Annotated in this window: 10 protein-coding genes and 2 pseudogenes; 5 read left to right on the plus strand and 7 right to left on the minus strand. The window is 70.7% G+C overall.

Features of this window, described 5'->3' with window-relative positions:
* Nucleotides 1–142: 142 nt before the first annotated feature.
* Nucleotides 143–1,207 carry a LacI family DNA-binding transcriptional regulator gene (locus ACWC09_RS44390; RefSeq protein ID WP_450857036.1) on the minus strand — a complete coding sequence of 355 codons (1,065 nt, stop codon included), beginning with the start codon at nucleotides 1,205–1,207 and terminating at the stop codon, nucleotides 143–145.
* Nucleotides 1,208–1,390: 183 nt separating this feature from the next.
* Here ACWC09_RS44390 and ACWC09_RS44395 point away from each other — a divergent pair, with 183 nt between their 5' ends.
* The 4 genes from ACWC09_RS44395 (at nucleotide 1,391) to ACWC09_RS44410 (ending at nucleotide 10,168) form a co-directional block, all read left to right on the plus strand.
* A complete protein-coding gene (locus ACWC09_RS44395) occupies nucleotides 1,391–3,541 on the plus strand; it encodes a glycoside hydrolase family 36 protein (RefSeq protein WP_450857037.1) in 2,151 nt (716 codons plus the stop codon).
* Nucleotides 3,542–4,354: 813 nt separating this feature from the next.
* Nucleotides 4,355–5,341 (plus strand): hypothetical protein, encoded by a 987-nt coding sequence (locus ACWC09_RS44400; RefSeq protein WP_450857001.1) that lies wholly within the window; start codon nucleotides 4,355–4,357, stop codon nucleotides 5,339–5,341.
* Nucleotides 5,342–5,390: 49 nt separating this feature from the next.
* Entirely contained in the window at nucleotides 5,391–7,235 is a 1,845-nt protein-coding gene (locus ACWC09_RS44405; RefSeq protein WP_450857003.1) for an HSP90 family protein, read from the plus strand.
* A gap of 2 nt (nucleotides 7,236–7,237) precedes the next feature.
* Nucleotides 7,238–10,168, plus strand: coding sequence for a hypothetical protein (locus ACWC09_RS44410; RefSeq protein WP_450857005.1), 2,931 nt, complete (start codon nucleotides 7,238–7,240; stop codon nucleotides 10,166–10,168).
* A 490-nt stretch (nucleotides 10,169–10,658) separates the two neighbouring features.
* Here the strand turns inward: ACWC09_RS44410 and ACWC09_RS44415 are convergent, their stop codons facing one another.
* The 6 genes and pseudogenes from ACWC09_RS44415 to ACWC09_RS44440 form a co-directional block, all read right to left on the minus strand.
* Entirely contained in the window at nucleotides 10,659–11,519 is an 861-nt protein-coding gene (locus ACWC09_RS44415) for a CBS domain-containing protein (RefSeq protein ID WP_450857006.1), read from the minus strand.
* Between the two features lie 173 nt (nucleotides 11,520–11,692).
* Nucleotides 11,693–12,298 (minus strand): helix-turn-helix transcriptional regulator, encoded by a 606-nt coding sequence (locus ACWC09_RS44420; protein ID WP_450857039.1) that lies wholly within the window; start codon nucleotides 12,296–12,298, stop codon nucleotides 11,693–11,695.
* Nucleotides 12,229–12,405 (minus strand): annotated as a pseudogene (locus tag ACWC09_RS44425) (beta-galactosidase); the annotation flags it as partial. The gene ACWC09_RS44420 and the pseudogene ACWC09_RS44425, both read right to left, overlap by 70 nt.
* 109 nt (nucleotides 12,406–12,514) lie before the next feature.
* A pseudogene (locus ACWC09_RS44430) lies at nucleotides 12,515–12,910 on the minus strand (beta-galactosidase); the annotation flags it as partial.
* Nucleotides 12,911–13,285: 375 nt separating this feature from the next.
* Nucleotides 13,286–14,251: an expansin EXLX1 family cellulose-binding protein gene (locus tag ACWC09_RS44435; RefSeq protein WP_450857008.1), complete on the minus strand. Its 966-nt coding sequence runs from the start codon at nucleotides 14,249–14,251 to the stop codon at nucleotides 13,286–13,288.
* Between the two features lie 422 nt (nucleotides 14,252–14,673).
* A complete protein-coding gene (locus tag ACWC09_RS44440) occupies nucleotides 14,674–16,905 on the minus strand; it encodes an alpha-L-fucosidase (RefSeq protein ID WP_450857010.1) in 2,232 nt (743 codons plus the stop codon).
* Between the two features lie 429 nt (nucleotides 16,906–17,334).
* Here ACWC09_RS44440 and ACWC09_RS44445 point away from each other — a divergent pair, with 429 nt between their 5' ends.
* Entirely contained in the window at nucleotides 17,335–18,399 is a 1,065-nt protein-coding gene (locus ACWC09_RS44445; RefSeq protein ID WP_450857012.1) for a sugar ABC transporter substrate-binding protein, read from the plus strand.
* The last annotated feature ends 32 nt before the right edge of the window (nucleotides 18,400–18,431 follow it).

Below are 18,431 nucleotides of genomic sequence, written 5' to 3' on the forward strand. Positions count from 1 at the left end.
GCCGCCACCAGGCCCGAGCCAGACCAGCCATTACCGCCGACAAGTCGCGAATCAGACATGAAGATCACGATCTACGGCTGGAGTACTAGTTGGCCCACTAGGGCTCGGAGACGCAGGGCGGAGCGCGGGCATCCGGTCGGGCTCATGCCTCGCGCGGCCCCGAGCTCTCGCGGAGGACGAGCGTCGGCTCGGCCGGCGTCGGCACCGGCTCCTGGTGATCGGCGTCGAGTTGGTTGCGCAGCAGGCCGAACGCGGCGCGGCCCAGCGCGTGGAAGTCCATACGGACGGTCGTGAGGGACGGAGTGACGAAGCCGGAGTGCGGGGCGTCGTCGAATCCGATCACGCTGACGTCCTCCGGGACCCGCCGGCCCGCCTGGTGCAGGGCCCGCAGGACACCCAGGGCCAGGTCGTCGTTGCCGCACAGGATCGCGGTGACGTCCGGGTCCTTGGCGAGCCTCTTGCCGGCCTCGTATCCGGCCTGGGCGTCCCAGCCCTTGCCGGTCGGCGCCGGCGGGGTGACGCCGGCCGCTTCCAGTGCCTGACGCCAGCCCTCGGCGCGGGGTCCTGCCGCGCGTCGGGTTCCGGTCGAGGCGGGGATCGCCACATAGTGGACGGTCCGGTGCCCCAGCGTCAGCAGGTGCTCGGTGGCGGCACGGGCCGCTTCGCGGTCGTCGGCCCACACCGCCGGCCGACCGGGCGTCCGGCCCGCGGCCGGAGCTTCCACAGCCGCCGCGCACGGCACATGGGCCGGTACACGATCCAGGGCGGCCGCGCCGAGGCGGTCGAAGCCGATGACGACCAGCCCGCCGCCGGTGTCGGCGGCCGAGGCGATCGTACGGTCCAGGTCGTCCTCGGGCGTCACGACCCGGACGCCGAGTGTGTATCCCGCTGCGCGGGACGCCTCCTCCAGGCCCTGCAGGGTGGCCGCGTAACCGTAGAGGACGGTGTTCGACGTGAGGACCGTGACCGACCGGTTGACACCGCTGGCCAGCGCGAACGCGGTGGCGTTGCGCCGGAAGCCCAGGGCTTCGATGGCAGCCTCGACCCGCTTTCGCGTCTCTTCCCTCACGTTCGGGTGGCCGTTGATGACCCTCGAAACGGTCTGGTAGGAGACGCCGGCCGCCTGGGCGACGTCGCGGATGCCGGCGGCCTTCTGCCGGCCCTGGGGCGGGTCGGCGTGGCTGCCGGGGCTTGTGTGACCGGTCACAGACACGCGAGGATTGTGAGCGGTCACAACGGGGGCGTCAAGAGACTGCGACCGTGGCTTCACCTCTCCCGCACAGCCGTCGGAGCGCCGCACCGCACACCTTCCGAGCGCCAATCGGCAGCTCAGTTCAGTAAGGACCACCGCAGTACCGAACCATTCCGGAAGGGGAAAATTCCGTTGACGATCGCCGTAGTCGACAAGTCCCGTATCTGGTCGCGCCCGGAACTCGGGCTGCACGCCGGCGTGGACGCCACCGGATCAGTGCGGCTCGGGAGGCTCGGCCAGGACTGGGCCCGTCTGGTTCCCCTCGTCGAGGTCACCGCCACCGGCCACGGGCGCTTGTGGTCGGGTGAACGTTTCATCGAGACGGCCATCGGCGAGCGCTTGGCCTACCGCGACCACCACACGGTCCAGGAGGGCGACCGGGAGCGTACGACGATCCGGCTGGCGGACCCCGTGACCGGCCTGGCGGCCGAGGTCACCCTGGAGGCGGGCCCGGGCTCGGCCGGCGGCGGCTTCCTGCGGGCCCGGGTACGCCTGACCAACGAGGGCAGCACACCGATCCGGCTGGAGAGCGTGACCACCCTGACCCTCGGCGGCATCGCCGACGCCGACGGCTCCCTCGACGGCCTCACCCTGCACTGGGCGGACAACGACTGGCTCGCCGAATGCCGTTGGCGGCAGTCCGCCTACCGCGACCAGGTCGTCCCGCTGAGCCGGTCCGCCCACGGTCACGAGGGCCGCGGTTGCTTCGAGCGCTACTCGCAGGGAAGTTGGTCCACCGGCCGCCACCTCCCCGTAGCCGGCCTCACCGACCGGGACGGCCGGGCGTGGCTGTGGCAGATCGAGTCCAGCGCGGGCTGGCGCTTCGAGACCGGGGAACGCGAGGGCTCCGCCTACGTCGCGCTGTTCGGCCCCGACGACGCCCACCACCAGTGGCACCACATCCTCGCCCCCGGCCAGGAGTTCACCACCGTCCCCGCCGTCCTCATCCGGACGGAGAGCGGCGGCCTGGACACCGCCTTCGGGATCCTCACCGACCACCGCCGGGGCATCCGCCGTGACCACCCCGACCACCGCGCGCTTCCGGTGATCTACAACGACTACATGAACACCCTCATGGGTGACCCCACCACCGAGAAGCTGTTGCCCCTGATCGAGTCCGCGGCCGCCGCCGGCGCCGAGGTCTTCGTCATCGACGCGGGCTGGTACGACGACGACGCCCAGGGCTGGTGGGACGCCGTCGGCGCGTGGGAAGCCGCGCCGAACCGCTTCCCGGGCGGCATACACGAGGTCCTCGACGCCATCAGGGGCCATGGCATGACCCCGGGTCTCTGGCTCGAACCCGAAGTCGTCGGCGTTCGCAGCCCCCTGGCCCGCACCCTGCCCGACGAGGCGTTCTTCCGGCGCGGAGGTCTGCGTGTCACCGAACACGGGCGGCACCATCTGGACCTGCGCCATCCGACCGCCCGCGCCCACCTCGACGAGGTCGTGGACCGGCTGGTCGGCGAGTGGGGCGTCGGCTATCTGAAGCTCGACTACAACATCAACATCGGCCCGGGCACGGAGAACGGTTCCGAAAGCCCCGGCGCCGGCCTCCTCGGACACCACCGTGCCCACCTCGACTGGATGGCCTCGCTGCTCGACCGGCATCCCCGTCTCGTCCTGGAGAACTGCGGCTCGGGCGGCCTGCGCATGGACTACGCGCAGCTGGCCGTGGCCCAACTGCAGTCCACCAGCGACCAACAGGACCTCCTGCGCTACCCGCCGATCGCCGCCGCGGCCGCCACCGCCGCGGCCCCGGAGCAGGCAGCCGTGTGGGCCTACCCGCAGCCCGACCAGACACTCGACGAGATCGCCTTCACCCTCACCGGCGCGCTGCTCGGCCGTGTCCACCTGTCCGGCTTCCTCAACCTCATGAGCGACGAACAGTTCGACCTCGTCCGCTCGGCGATCTCCGTCTACCGGCGGATCCGGCCGGAGATCGGGGGCGCCCACCCGTTCTGGCCGCTCGGGTTGCCGACTTGGGACGACTCCTGGATCACCCACGGCCTGCACGGCCCGGCCGGCACGCTCCTCACCGTGTGGCGCAGGGCATCGCGCACCGCCGAGCCGTTCTCGGCCGGACGCGACGCCGACGGATCATCCGACGCGTCCGTCCGCACCCTCACCCTCCCGCATCTGCGGGGCAGCCGCGTCAGCCCGGTCGTCCTCTACCCGACGGTCTCCGACTGCACCTCGGAATGGGACCCGGACCACGGACGACTCACGGTCCACCTTCCGCGTCCCAACACCTCCGTCCTCATCCGTTGGGGCACGGCAGTGCCGGAGTGACGCACGCGCCGGCACCTCGGACCACACCACCGAGCGACCTTCCCTGCCCGGCGATGAAACCCGGCCGCTCGGGATGGAGTGGTGCTTGCTGCCGCAAGGGCGTCCGTCCGACGGGTGAGGAGAAGAGCCGCTCGGCTGTCCGGCGCGCCGCTGGAGGGTAGCCGTCTTCGCGCCAGGAGCCGTTGCCGGCGAAGTCGGGGACCGCTCCGCACGGTCGGAACGGCGGAGACGCGCCGGGTGAACGAACAGTCGAAACCGTTCTCGAAGCCGTACCGGACCGCGATCCGGTCCCGGACGTGCGGGTCGTCCGGCTCGGCGTGGCGGTCCAGGAGGCGGATCGGGTCCGCGACCAGGTCGTAACTGCCGCGGTGGGAACTCCGGTCGCCTTCCCGTCGGCGAGCCTCGCCCCATGTCGCTCACCATTGATCAATGGGCCGGTTATGTGGACCGCGAGCTGGACGCGGATCCGGCGCGCTGGTCGCCCGACGAGCCGAGGGTCGAGTTCTCGGAACCGTTACGCCCGGTCGAACCGTTCCTCGCGAAGCTCCCGCCCGACGCCGCGCCCGCGTCCGCCGCTTTCGACTGTCCTCGAACTGACGGCGGTCGAGGCCGACTTCCGGGCGCTCGGCCGGGCCCGAGCCCTGGCACCGGAGGATCGGGCTGCCGGCTCCGCCGTCCTGAGGATCCGGGGCGCCCTGGTCTCCGCAACGGGCCCGCGCCGTGAAGCACCGATGAAAAACCCTGTGGAAACGGTGTCAGTGGAGCCGCTTATGCTGCCCCTCACGATCACGCGGGACCAGGGGAGGGCGCGGCATGTTCGGCAAGCTGTTCGGTAGGGGTGCGGAGAGACCGGAGGCGGATCCGCACGCCCTTTCCGCGCCGCGCTGGCAGAAGCAGGGGATGTACACGCTGCGCGCGCTCGGGGACACGCGGGTGCTCGCGCTGGTGGAGGCCGCCGAGGCGGGGGACTGGGAGGCGGTCAAGGCCGCGCTGGCCCCCTTCGACCTCGGCCGCGACCACCAGGTCCTGGGCGAGCTGGCCGACTTGGACGGTGTGCAGGACTGGATCGGCCGGGCGGTGGAGGAGGACAAGGAGCACCGGGCGACGGCGCTGTTGATATCGGGGGCGCGCCACATCAGCTGGGGCTGGGAGGCGCGCACCTCCGCACTCGCGAAGAACGTCTCGCAGGAGCAGTGGAGGGTCTTCCACGAGCGGCTCCACATCGCCGAGGAACAGCTGCTCGAGGCCGCGGAGTTGCGGCCGGAATGGGTCACGCCGTGGCGCCGCCTCCTCACCTCCGGCCGCGGCATGTCACTGGGCCCCGCCGTCAACGAGACCCGACGCGACGCCGCCCTGCGTCGCGATCCGCTGGACCTGGAGACCCACATCGAGTGGGTGTCGCAACTACAGCCCCGCTGGAGCGGTGAGCCGGGCCAGGCCCTGGAGTTCGCCCGAGAGGCGTTCGCCGACGCCCCCGAGGGCCATCGCCTCGGCTGTGTCATCGCCATGGCGCACATCGAGGACTGGGTCGAGTCCGACCGCAAGAACTGCCTCGTGACGCCGGAGATCCAGGACGAGCTGCTGGAGGCGGCCGAGCACAGCATCCTCCACCCCGCCCATGTGCGTCGCCCGGGCTGGCAGGGCGACTTCAACATGTTCGCCATGGCCTTGTCGCTGGCCTCCGAGAGGATCGCGCTGCCGCGCGTCTTCCAGGAGCTGCGCGGCGCCTACACCTCGTGGCCCTGGAGGTACATGGCGCAGCCGGAACAGATGTACGCCCGCGCCCGGCGCAACGCCTGAACCCGCCACCCACCTGCCGCTCGTCGCTCACCTCACCCCGGACTGCCTGATGACTCTGCCCGACACCGGCGCCGACCGCACTTTCCAAGTGGACCTGCGCGGCCTCGTCGATCTCCTCTCCCACCACCTCTACTCCAGCCCCCGCGTCTACCTTCGCGAACTGATGCAGAACGCGGTGGACGCACTGACCGCCCGGCACACCCTTGAACCCGCCGCATCCGCTGAACCCGCCGCATCCGCCCTGGGTATCCGCCTGTACGCCGACGGTTCCGTCGTACGTGTCGAGGACGACGGTGTCGGTCTCACCGAGGCCGACGTGCACACCTTCCTCGCCACGATCGGCCGCAGCAGCAAGCGCGCAGAGCGCATAGCCGAGCAACGCGCCGACTTCATCGGCCAGTTCGGCATCGGCCTGCTCTCCTGCTTCCTGGTCGCCGACGAGATCCACGTCCTGAGCCGCTCCGCCCGCACGCCCGACGCCCCCGCCGTGGAATGGCGGGGACGCGGCGACGGCAGCTACACCGTCCGCACCCTGCCCGCCTCCGCCCGCCCCAGGCCCGGCACCACCGTCACGCTGACACCGCGCGCCGACGCGGGGGAGTGGACCCGCCCGGCCCAGGTGCACGCGCTGGCCCGCCACTTCGGCTCCCTGCTGCGCCACCCGGTCACCTTCGACGACGGCACGGGCGGCAAGGGCGCGCCCGTCAACCCGGAGCCGGCGCCCTGGGCGCGTACGTACCCCACGCCAGGGGCCCGCTCCCGAGCGCTGGCCGCGTACGGCGAAGACGTCTTCGGGTTCACGCCGCTGGACACCATCGAGCTGGACCTGCCGGCCGTGGGCCTGAAGGGCATCGCCTGTGTGCTGCCCGAGGCGGTGCCGGCCGGGCGTCGTCACGGCCATCGCGTGCACGTCAAGGGCATGCTGCTGTCCGAGCAGGCCGAGGAGATCCTGCCCGACTGGGCCTTCTTCGTCCGCTGTGTCGTCGACGCCGAGAGTCTGCGCCCGACGGCGTCCCGCGAGTCCCTGTACGAGGACGACACCCTCGCCGCCGTCCGGGACGCCCTCGCCGAGCGGCTGCGCGACTGGATCGCCCGGGCCGCCGCCAGCGACCCGGAGCTGCTGGGCCGCTTCCTCCAGGCCCACCACCTGGCCGTGAAGTCGCTCGCGGTGCACGACGACGAGATCCTGCGGATGCTGCTGCCCTGGCTGCCGTTCGAGACCACCGACGGGCACTGCACCCTCGACGAGTTCGCCCGCACCCACCGCACCGTGCTCGTGACGTCCAGCGTGGAGGAGTTCCGGCAGGTCGCGGCGATCGCCTCGGCGGCCGGGCTCGGCGTCGTCAACGGCGGCTACACCTACGACCGCGAACTGGTCCACCGGCTGCCCGAGATCAGGCCCGAGGCCACGGTCGCCGACCTCGACCCGGCGACCCTCACCGCCCACCTCGACCCCGTCGACCGGGAGACGGAACTGGCCGCCGCGGCCTACCTCGCCCAGGCCCGTGACGCCCTCGCCGTCTTCGACTGCGACGTCGCCCTGCGCACCTTCCAGCCCGCCTCCGCCCCCGCCCTCCTCGTCGACAGCCGAGAGGCCCGGCACGAGCGCACCCGCTCCCAGCTCGCCCGCGAGCAGCAGGGCGGCGTGTGGGGCGACATCCTCGGCGCCCTGCGCCAGGAGGCACCGCGGGCCCAGCTGATCCTCAACCAGCTCAACCCACTGGTCCGCACCGCCGTCACCATCGGCGAGCCCGAGCTGGCCCGCACCAGCGCCGAAGCCCTCTACGGACAGGCGGCGATGCTCTCCCGGCGCCCGCTGAGGCCCGCCGAGTCGAGCCTCATCAACCGCTCGTTCCTCGACCTTCTCGCCCACGCCCTCCGCAAGGACAGCTGACGATGCCGACCGCCCCCCAGACCACCGACGAGCTGTTCCAGGCGCTCCAGGAGAACGACCGGCGCCCCTACGGCCGCACCCGCACCGTCGCCGCCGAGGAACTGGTCGACGCCGCCGAGCAGTTCGACGAGCCCGTCGTCCTCGTCCACGCGCTCCTCGAACTCCAGGAGGCGTACACCTACGGCTCCGAACCCCGGAAGTCGCCCGTCGTCTTCGCCCGTCTGCTCACCCTCTTCGACGAGCAGCCCGACGTCTTCGACGAGCGCCTGCGCCACCTGCTGTTCTGGCGGTTCAAGTGGGTGGCCCACGCCCTGCGCCAACTGCCCGAGATACCGCTGACCAGCCTGCGCCAGTGGCTGACGGAGATGCGCGACCGGTACGAGAAGGCAGGCCTCGCCCTCCAGCCCTCCTACGGACAGGCGTACCAGCTCGCCGCCCACGTGGGCGAGGACACCGACATCGCCTACGAGTTGTGGGCGGGCCGCCCCCGCACCCGGCTCAGCGACTGCGAGGCCTGCGAGATCTGCGAGCGTGCCCTGTACCACCTCACGGCGGGCGACGACGAACGGGCGCTCGGTGCCTGGGAGCCCGTCCTGGCCGGTAAGGAGTCCTGTCAGGAGGAGCCCGCCCGCTCCATCTCGTACGCGCTGCTGCCCCTGCTGCGTACCGGCCGCACCGACCGGGCCCGCGAACTGCATCTCACCGGCTACCGCGCCTGCCGCCGCAACCCCTCGATGTCCCAGGAGGTCGGCCGGCACCTGGAGTTCTGCGCGCTGACCGGCAACGAGGCACGTGGCCTGGAACTGCTCGCCGAGAACCGGAACCTGTTCGACGAGGTCGACTCGCCGCTGGACCAGCTCGGCTTCCTCACCGGCGTGGAGGTCCTCCTCCAGCGCGTCGAGCACCTCGGCCACGGCGAACTGCCCGCCGCCGGATACGCGGGCCGTACCTGGACGGTGGCCGGGCTGCGCGCCGAGGTGCGCGGCCGCGCCGAAGACCTCGCCGCCCGCTTCGACGCCCGCAACGGAACCACGGCCCACGCCGACCGCCGCCGGGCCCGCCTCGACCGTGCCCCGCTCCTGGAGACGCTGGAACTCACCCTGCGCGCCCGCGGCCTCGACGACGTGGCCCCGGCCGCCCAGGTCGCCGCACCCGCGGCCCGCACGGGCACCGCAGTCCCCGACTCCCTGCCCGAACTCATCCTCCGAGCAAGGGCCCTGGACCAGGAGGGGCACCCGGACGCACAGGCCTGCTGGTCGCGGCTGCGCACACTTGTCGCCGCCCGCGACTACACCCACCCCGGCGATCCGGCCGTCGGCCCGCTCGTACAGCTGCGCGCGGACCTGCTGGCCGAGGAGGCGAGCCGGGCGGGCGAGAAGGACGAGTTCGCCGACGCCGCGGCCCTCCACGAGGAGGCCGCGGCCCTGTACGACGCCGCCGGAGCGTCGGGTGACGCGGCGGTCTCCCGAGGCTACGCCCAGCTCGCCACCGCCCAGATTCCCGCGGAGGACGCCGACGCGGCCGAGGCGAAGGCCGCCGCGCTGACCGCCGCCCACACCTCCATGGTCCGCCTGCACGAGGAGACGCCCGGCCTCGCCCCGTACCAGGAGGCCCGCCTCCTGCGGCTGCGGGCGACCGTGCTCGGCCTGCGTCTGCAGACCTCACGGAACGACGAGCACGTCGCGCCGGTCCGCGCCGAGGTGGACCTGCTGCACACCTTCGCCACCCGGCACGACATCGACGGGCAGATCTCCGGCGCCCTGCTGCTGCGGGCCAGCACCCACGCCATCTCCGGCGACCTGCACGCCGCGGTGACCGAGATCGACGCCCTCCTCGACCGCCTCACGGCCCACGGGCCCGCCTGGCACCTGCCCCGCACGCTCGGGCTGCGGGGCCGGCTCCACTTCGGTCTCCGGGACGCGCAGACCGCGTACGAGAACCTCACCGAAGCCCTGCGACTGGCCGCCGACTGGCCGGCCGACGCGATCGACACCGCCCGCCTCCATGGTGATCTGGCCGAGGCCTGTATGCACCTGGACCGGCCCGACGAGGCACTGCGCCACCTGACGCGCTCCGCGGATCTGGGACTTCGCCGCGGCAGGCGGACGGACGCGTTCTGCACCTACGGCCACGCGGCCCAGCTCGGCCTCGACCTGGGCCGCGTCGAGGACTGCATCGCCCTGCTCGACTCCCTTCTCGCCGAACCGGACGTCGTCGCCGGAGAGGTGGACGACCGGCTCGTCGCGCAGCTGCGCCTGACCCGCGCCCGGGCACTGCACGCGGGGGAGGATCTCAAGGCGGCCACGGCGGAGTTGGTCACCCTCGCGGCCGAGTCGGCCGGCTGGGACGACGACCCCGGAAGTCACGCCATGATCGCCGCGGAGACCGCCATGCTCCTCGGCGAGTCCGGCGAGTTCGGCCGGGCCCGCGAAGCCGCCGACCAGGCACTCGCCGCCCATGCCCGCGCCCCGCGCTACGAGCAGCTCAGCAGCTGTCTGCGCGAACTCGCCCGCCTCCAGGCCCAGCAGCAGGGCCCCGACGGCCTGGCCGACGCCCTCTCCTTCCTCGCCGACGCGGGCCGGATCGCCGACGAGGCCCGCGCCGCCGAGTACGAGGCCCGCGGCCGCTCCCTCGATCCCGCCCTGGCCTACGAACACGGGCGGGTGAACGCCTACGCGGGCGAGTACGAGGACGCCCTGGCCGCCCTGGAGACGGCCCTCGCACTGCTCGGCGAGCCGGGACGCGAGGACGACGCCGGCGAGTGGGCCGAGTGCGTCCGCCTCGCGGGCGCCGTGGAGGGCCTCTACATGGAACGCCCCGCTCCCGCCCTCACCCGCCTCGACGCGGCGATCTCCCACCTGACGGGCCTGGGGCACACCGAGGAGACCAAGCCCCTGACCTCCTTGGCGGCCCGGCTGCGCGACGAGGAGTGACACGGCGGAGAACTTGACTGCGTTGTCGATCAGGACGTCGATGCGACCGAAGCGGGCGACGGTGGCCTGCGGGGCGGCCCCGGCGTCCTCGAGGCTGGTGACGTCCACCCCGTGGGTGAGCACGTTGATCCACAGGATCTGTGCAGGACCTCGTTCACGGCCGCGTGTCGTCGCGGCCGTGGTCGGCGGCGTATGCGGCGAACACTTCCGTCGGCGGGCCTCAACCCGGAGGCCGTCCCGGGGGGCCGGGACGTGGTGGGCCTGCCGGTGCACGACAACGGGTGGCAGACGGAGACCGACTGCATCATGATGGCGAACTTCGCCGCCTGCGAGCTCCGGCCCGGCTCGATGGGGCGGTCCCCCGCCCGGCGTCGAGGCGACCGTGCCGGAGCAGGGCGAGGACACGACCCGGCCGACCACGCTGTCCGGCAGCGCCGACTCTCAAGTCGCCCCGCACGGGAATGATGCACCTTGCGTGGACGTGAACGGTTCAGACCGCCTCGGTGTCGTCGACGACACCCACCACGTCGTCGATGTCCCGTACCGAGGCGAGCAGTTCGGGGACGAGAGTCTTGTCCACTTTCCCCGCCACGGTCACCACACCCTTCTCCACGGTGACCGCGACCGCGCGCGGATCAGGCAGGTGCAGGCCGACCAGGGACTCGACCTCGGCGAGGATCTCGGCGTCGTCACGGATCAGGGCACGCAGCAGATCGTGCCGACTCACCACGCCGACGAGCCGACCGTGATGGTCGGTCACGGGAAGGCGCTTCAACCGGCCGTGCGCGGCGGTCCACGCCGCGTCCGCCACCCGCTGCTCCGGGTGGACGGTGACCGGCGGGAAGGTCATCAACGTGGCGGCCGTGTCGCCGTGGCTCTTGTCGTACAGGCGGTGCTGCCACAGCCTGCCGACGGCTCCGTGCCGATGCGGCTCCGCCATCACGGCAGCCTTGGCCAGCAGATCCGACTCCGAGACGACACCGATCACATGGTCCTCGGAGTCGACCACCGGCAGGGCGCTCACCTGCTCCCGGGCGAGTGTGTGGGCCACGTCCAGGAACGGCATGTCACCGGCCACGGAGGCCGCCGGTACCCGCATGACGTCCCGCACGCGGAGTACGGCCGGTTTCGAGGCGGGCGGCCGGGGTGCGGCGGTGACGGGTGGTTCGGCATGTTCCCCGCCGTGAGGGAGCTCGGACTCCTCCGTGCTCCTCGCCGCCGCGGCGCCGGCGATTGCCCCGAGGTAGCGGCGCAGTGCGTCCTGGCGAAGCTCCTCCTGGGGTGTCCAGGGGCGGCCCGGCATGGTGCGGCGGGCTTCTTTCTCCGCCGGGCTGTGCTCGAAGTCGCTCACGGCTGCCTCCTGGGGACGCCGTTCACCTATGGGCTCAGTTTCGCATCGATCCACCGGTGCGGCCTCTGGGCCGAACGGCCCCCGTCGAGGGACGGGGGGCCGAGGCGACGCGGCAGGCCACCGCCCATCGGAGAGCCACAGCCATCGGGACAGTGGCGCGTCGATACGCGCGTTCACCCGGACCGGGCGCAGCCTGCCGGCGCTGAGCAGGACCGCCCGTCCCGCGGCCTGTGGCCTTTCGTCCCCACTGTTGTCCGACGGCGGTTGCTTCGAAGGCCCGCACCCGCGGTCCTCGGCTCCGAGGCGAGTCGCCCCTGGCTGTCCATCCAGAGTGACTGGCCCGGGGGCAGTCGCGGGAGAGCGAAAGGCGCCCGACGGGTGAAAACCCAGGTCAGGCGCCTTTCCGTGCGGCTGGAAGAAGCCCAGCTTCTTCGGCGATCCGACCAGCGGTCTCGGCTGGTGGCGTGGCCGCCGCCCCGAGGAAGAAGCCACCGTGGGACAGCCGCACGTACGTCACGCGGGCTCGCGCCGAGTTCACGGCGGCAGGCCTTGTTGAAGGCCTGGAGATCGGCGATGCCCACGGCCGCCGCGATGGCGGTGACGGACAGGGCAGAGGACAACAGGAGGTGGCGGGCGCGTTGAAGGCGTCGGTGCCGGATGTACGACACGACCGTGAGGCCGGTTTCGGCACCGAACACGCGCGTCAGGTGTTGAGGGCGTCCAGCGAGCCGTGCCGGGCGCGCAGCCACACTCGGAACGCGGCCGCCGCGTGGTCGCACCAGCAGACCGTGCCGTACTCGTTGTGCACGTGCCACAGCGCCAGGGCGGGGTGATCGCCGTACCGTTCGGCCAGGGCGGAGGCGATCCGGCGGGCCGCGCTGCGGTAGGCGGGCGAGGTCAGGCAGTAGGTGTCGCGGCTGCCGTGCACGAGACGGGTGCCGTTGGGCCTGACCGCCAGCGCGTCGGGGTGGGCGAGGGTGAACCAGGGCGGAGGCGATCCGGCGGGCCGCGCTGCGGTAGGCGGGCGAGGTCAGGCAGTAGGTGTCGCGGCTGCCGTGCACGAGACGGGTGCCGTCGTGCCTGACCGCCAGCGCGTCGGGGTGGGCGAGGGTGAACCAGGGCGGCGGGGAGGCCGTCGGGGTGGAGAGGTCGACGGCCACGCCGTTCGCGTGGAGGCGTTCGATGTGGGCGTCCAGCCAGGTGAAGTCGTAGCGTCCCTCCTCCGGTTCGAGCAGGGCCCAGGAGAAGACGCCCATCGTGGCCAGGTTGACCCTCGCCCGGCGCATGAGTTCGTCGTCCTCCTTCCAGACCGGCTCGTCCCACTGCTCGGGGTTGTAGTCGCCGCCGAAGGCGAGCCCGCCCAGGCGGTCGGTGATGCTGCGTGCCGTCATGAGGCTTCCTTGGGTACAGAGAGACGAGTGAATCTCTGACGAAGCGTCAGGACTGGTTGAGGCGCTCCCAGTTCCTCCACCGACCGCTCGGCTGACGAGGCTTCTGCGGTGGAACTCGCGGGTTGTCGAAGCGCTTCACCTCGCAGGCGAAGGTAACGGAGACGTTTCGTGCGAAACAAGGGTCACTGCGCCAAGAAACTCTCTTTGCCCCGGCTGATTGACAGTCCCTCAGGGCGAAGACGCTGTCGATGCGCTTCGACACTCCGCAGGTCGTCGAAGTCCTGCTGGGTCAACTACTCCTGAACCAGCAGGGCTTCGGTATGGCCGACGAGGGCGCGTGTCCCGGTGTCCGGTTGGCGCGGGTCGGCCGCGCGATCAGTGCCGGGCGAACTGGATCTGGGTCGATTGCACGACGTTCGGCCGCAGGGCGATCCCGCTGACAGTCAGCTGTTCCCCGTAGATGTCCGTGATTTTGATCGTGCCGCCGCACCCACTGCCGTCGGCGGAGATGAAGTAGTTGTAAGAGGTGCGCGGCAACTGGCGCCAGCCGCTCCCGGTGTGGACCTCCAGCCGCGTCACCGGATTGCGTTGGCCGATCGTCTGGATACCGCACCAGTAGGGGGTGGACCCGGTCTTGTACCTGATGGACAGCGTCTGGGACGTGCTCGGGCTGACCAGGCTCCAGGTGATCGGGATCCGGCCGACCTTGAGGTCGGCGAGTTTGGCGAAGGCCTGCTGGCTGAGGTCGAGTTGCCCGGGCGCGCACGGCAGGGGGCACTCGTTGGTGATCCGTACCGTGATGGAGGCGCCGTTCCCCGCGCGGACGTGCACGTACGCGCCGCACGCCCTGGACGTCTCGTAGTCGGTGGTGTTCATCGCCGCGATCATCATGTCGTCGCTCGGGCCGAATCCGCAGGCGCCGTCTCCGTCGCCGGCTTCGTAGGCGGTGGCGACCCCTGTGTAGGTGCTCCCGGGCCGTATCCGCCCTGCCGACGCTGCCGTGGTCGACGTCGTTCGCGCGGCCCGCGGGGTGGACACGGCCGACGGTCGTTTCGACCGGGTGTTCTCGGAAGCCTTCAGCGTCGGCGAGCCCGTCGCGGTCGGGGTGCCTGTCGCGGTCGGGGTGCCCGTGGAACTCGGGGCGGCTGTCGGGGGTGTGGCCCTCGCCGGGGTGCCGGCGGCGCGTGCGACCGCGACCGACGCCCCGTCGGTCCCGCGGTCGGGGAGCAACATCATGACCAGGGCGGCGACGAGGCCCGCGGCGGCCAGCGCCACCGCAGTGCCCACCAGCTGCCTGTGTCTGCGCCTGCGCCGGCGCGCGGCCTGCCTTGCTGTCTGCATGCCTGTCCGTTCGGATGGTCGAGTCGACGGTGCACTGTTCAGTGGCCACAGGAAGCACAAAGGTTGCCGACGTTTTTCGGCTTGTCGACGAGGAGCAGTCGCCGGGTCCTGCCCGGCGCCGCGCTCACCGACCCGGGGGTTCAGATCCCAGGCGAAGCTGTGTGATCTGCGGAGGGACGGCCGCCACCGCCCTGCCCGGGAGCAGGCCGCCGGGCAGGGCCGCGGCTCCCGCGGTCAGTGCGGCTGCGGTGAGGAACCGTCTGCGGTCGATGGAGCTGGCCGTCAGGGGGACTCCTTTGCCCGGTCGGCTGTGCGTGGTCGTGGGGGAGCAGAGCGGTGACTCACCGTCGTGGTGACCCACCGCCGCCCGGTCGACTTGGAACGGAATCCGGGCGGCGGCGGGGGGCCGCGGAAAAAGGGGATCAGACAGCCGTGAAGGACCACAGCAGGTTGGTGCTGCTGCCGTACGTCCACTGCTTGGTGACGGAGCCCGAGGAGACGTTGCCGCCGCCGTCGAGGACCAGGCCGGTGGTGCGGTTGGCGATCGAGTAGCTGCCGCCGCCCCGGTGAGTGATCTTCCACTGCTGGTTGGTGCCGCCGTTCCAGGCGGCCTGTCGGGCCGCGGAGCCGTCCGCGGTGGCGCCCCAGCCGTCGGCGACCATGCCGTTCGTGCGGTTGACCAGCCTGTAGTAGCCGTCCGAGACCGCCACCGCCTGCCACTGGAGGTTGGAACTGCCGTCCCAGGTCCACTGCTTGAGGTTGGCCCCGGAGGCGACGTTGCCGCCGCTGTCCAGGGCGAGACCGTCGGTGACGTTGGTGATCCGGAAGTACGTCGCCGGGTTGAACTGGACCCTCAGCGAGGTGATCTGGTCGTTGTTGCCGGTGACCCGCAGGTCGGGGTTGTCGGCGGTGAAGGTCCAGGAGGTGCCGGTGAAGTTGTCCCCGGAGTAGCCGGTCACCTGATAGCCGGGGGACGGCCGGAGAGAAGAGATGGTGTCCGTGCCCAGTCCCGCAGCGGTCAGGTCGGCCGCAGTGTGGTCGCCGACGGCGAACACGGCAGAGTTGCCGGTGTAGTTGACGTCCGTGAAGGCGACCGCGCCGGCGGCCGGCAGCAGGCCCGGGATCGTACCGGCGAAGGCCAGCTTCAGCACGTAGGCGCCCGCGCTGTACGGCGCCGAGGAGGGCAGGGTGACCGTGAGGCCGGAGGAGCTCTGGACCGGCGTGGGCAGGTCGATGTAGGTGCCGGCGGTGGTGCCGAGGAGCTTCACCGAGGTCAGCGACGACAGGTTGATGCGGTCCGAGCTGAGCGTCTTGATCGTCAGCGAGCTGCCCGGCCAGCCCAGGACGGTGGCGTACAGGGTGTTGTCGGCCTTGTTGCGGGTGAAGCGGATGTCCTGCGCCGTGCCGGCATGCGGGGTGGTGAACGAACCGCCGCCCATCTTCGTGGGGCCCTCGCCGTACACCGCCCATGCGCGGGTCCCGTACAACGACTCGCCGAAGCGCTTCAGATGGTCGCCGATACCGAGCAGGATGTCCTTCTGCGCCTGGGGGATGGTGCCGTCGGCCATGGGCGCGATGTTCAGCAGCACGTTGCCGTTCTTGCTGACCCGGTCGATGAACGAGTGCAGCATCTGCTGAATGGTGTAGTAGCCGATGCCCTGGGTGTAGCACCAGCTGGAGCTGGAGATGCTGTCGTCGGTCAGCCAGTACGGGGTGGTGATGTCGGCCGGGCCGCCGCGCTCGTAGTCGAAGACCTCGCCCTTGCTGTTCAGGCCGTCCTTGTAGGTGGCGACCACCTCACGGCCCCAGCTGCCCGCCTGGTTGTAGTAGTACGACAGGAAGTTCAGGCGCTGGGTCTCGTCGATGGCGTCCAGCTTGAAGTCCTGCCACAGGATGTCGGGCCGGGCGCGGTCGATGACCTCCTTGAGCTTGTCGTACCAGAGCTGGTTCTCCGCGGCCGAGCCCAGCTGTCCGTAGAGCTTCTTCAGGCTCGGGTCCGTCTGCGCGGGGGCGTACTCGTAGTAGCCGTTGAAGTTGTACGCGTGGTGCATGGCGACCAGCAGCTTGAGGCCCTTGGCGCGGATGGCCGTGGAGAAGAGCTGCAGCAGGTTCAGCCCCGGGCCCTTGTTCACCGAGTTCCACTCGTTGACCTGGCTGTCCCACATGGAGAAGCCGTCATGGTGCTCGGCGACCGGGCCGGCGAACCTGGCGCCCGCGTCGACGAACAGCTGGGCCCACTCGTCGGGATCGAAGTTCCCGCCGGCCGACTTCAGCTTCGGCGCGAACTTCACGAAGTTGCCCGCCAGGTCCTGCGCTCCGTTGATGAAGTTGTGGTACGGCCATGCCGACGGCTGGCCGTAGGTCGCGATGTGGTGCTGATTGGCGTTGCTGCCCGCGTCGTACATGTTGCGCGGGTACCACTCGCTTTCGTATGCGGGGACGCTGAAGACGCCCCAGTGGAAGTAGATCCCGAACTTCGCGTCCTGGAACCACTCCGGCGCGGGCGGGTGCTGGTCGACCGAGTTCCAGTCGGGCGTGTACGTGCTGGGCGCCGCCTGGGCCATACCGGCGCCGAACACATCTCCGGCGACGGCGGCAGCGGCCACGCAGGTGGCGCCGGCCAGGAAGTGGCGTCTGCTGAGCGAACTGGACATGGAACATCCCTGGTTCAGAAGGGGACAGGGGAATGCAGCGGGCCGCTTGTTACGCATGAAGGTCCGCCATGTCTCCCTGGGGTGTCAACCAGCGTGCAGGGATGAAAGGCACTATGCCGCCAGGCAATTGGACCCATTGATGTCAGATTTGGCACGTTTTGTTATCACTCAAACATGGCATGTCTGCCGAGGTCTCGCGGCTGATTGAGGTCGCCAGTGCTGCAGATTGATGGGATGCATCGACTCTCCCTTCTGTCGGTCGCATCACCCAAGGGGCTCTGAACTGGCGTTTAACTTCGAGGTTGACTAGGGGGCTAGACAGTGCGTCAGAGTCGCGCCTATAAACATCCCATCTCTACCGCGCGGCGATACGCAGATGTCGTCGAGGCGGAACATCTCCCGCCCAGGGACGAGCGCGAGGAAGCATCGATGAGACTCAGAACCGCCCTCTGTTCAGCCGTCTCCGCCCTGTCCGCACTGGCTCTGCTCAGTGCGTGCAGCAGCGGCTCCACCACCTCGGCGTCGTCGGGCGACAAGCCGCTGGTCGGCGTCGACTACCCGCGCTCCGACACCGACTTCTGGAACTCCTACATCAAGTACACGCCCCAGTACGGCAAACAGCTGGGCCTGGACCTGAAGACGACCAACTCGCAGAACGACGTCGCCAAACTCACCGCCAACGCACAGACGTTCATCAGCCAGGGCGTCAAGGGCATCGCCATGGCCCCGCAGGACACCGCCGCCATCGCGCCCACCCTCGCCCAGCTGGAGGCGAAGAAGATCCCCGTCGTCACCGTCGACACCCGCCCCGACAGCGGCAAGGTGTTCATGGTCGTGCGTGCCGACAACCGCGCCTACGGCGAGAAGGCCTGCCAGTACCTGGGCACCAAGCTCGGCGGCAAGGGCAAGGTCGTCATGCTGGAGGGCGGCCTGGACTCCATCAACGGCCGTGACCGCACCGAGGCGTTCAACGACTGCATGAAGAAGAACTACCCGGCCATCAAGGTGTTCGGCGAGGCCACCAACTGGGACGGCGCCGTCGCCGCCCAGAAGCTGCAGACCGACCTGACGGCCAACCCGGACATCAAGGGCGTCTACATGGAGGCCAGCTTCGCGCTCTCCGGCACGCTCCAAGTCCTCAAGCAGAAGGGCCTGTTGGTGGGCCCGAAGGACAAGAAGCACGTCTTCGTCGTCTCCAACGACGGCATCCCCGAGGAGCTCAAGTCCATCGCCGAGGGCAAGATCGACGCCACGGTCTCCCAGCCGGCCGACCTGTACGCCAAGTACGCCCTGTACTACGTCAAGGCCGCGATCGACGGGAAGACGTTCAAGCCCGGCAAGACCGACCACGACAGCACCATCATCAAGGTCCGCGACGGCGTGCTCGAGGACCAGCTCTCCGCCCCGCTCGTCACCGCCGACGGCGCCACCTACGGCGGCGTGCCCAGCGTCAAGAGCGACGACAAGTCGCTGTGGGGCAACAACCTCGGCTGATCCCTCCCCCGGAACACAACGGCCCACGAGAA

It is taken from the genome of Streptomyces sp. NPDC001617 (genome assembly GCF_053596855.1).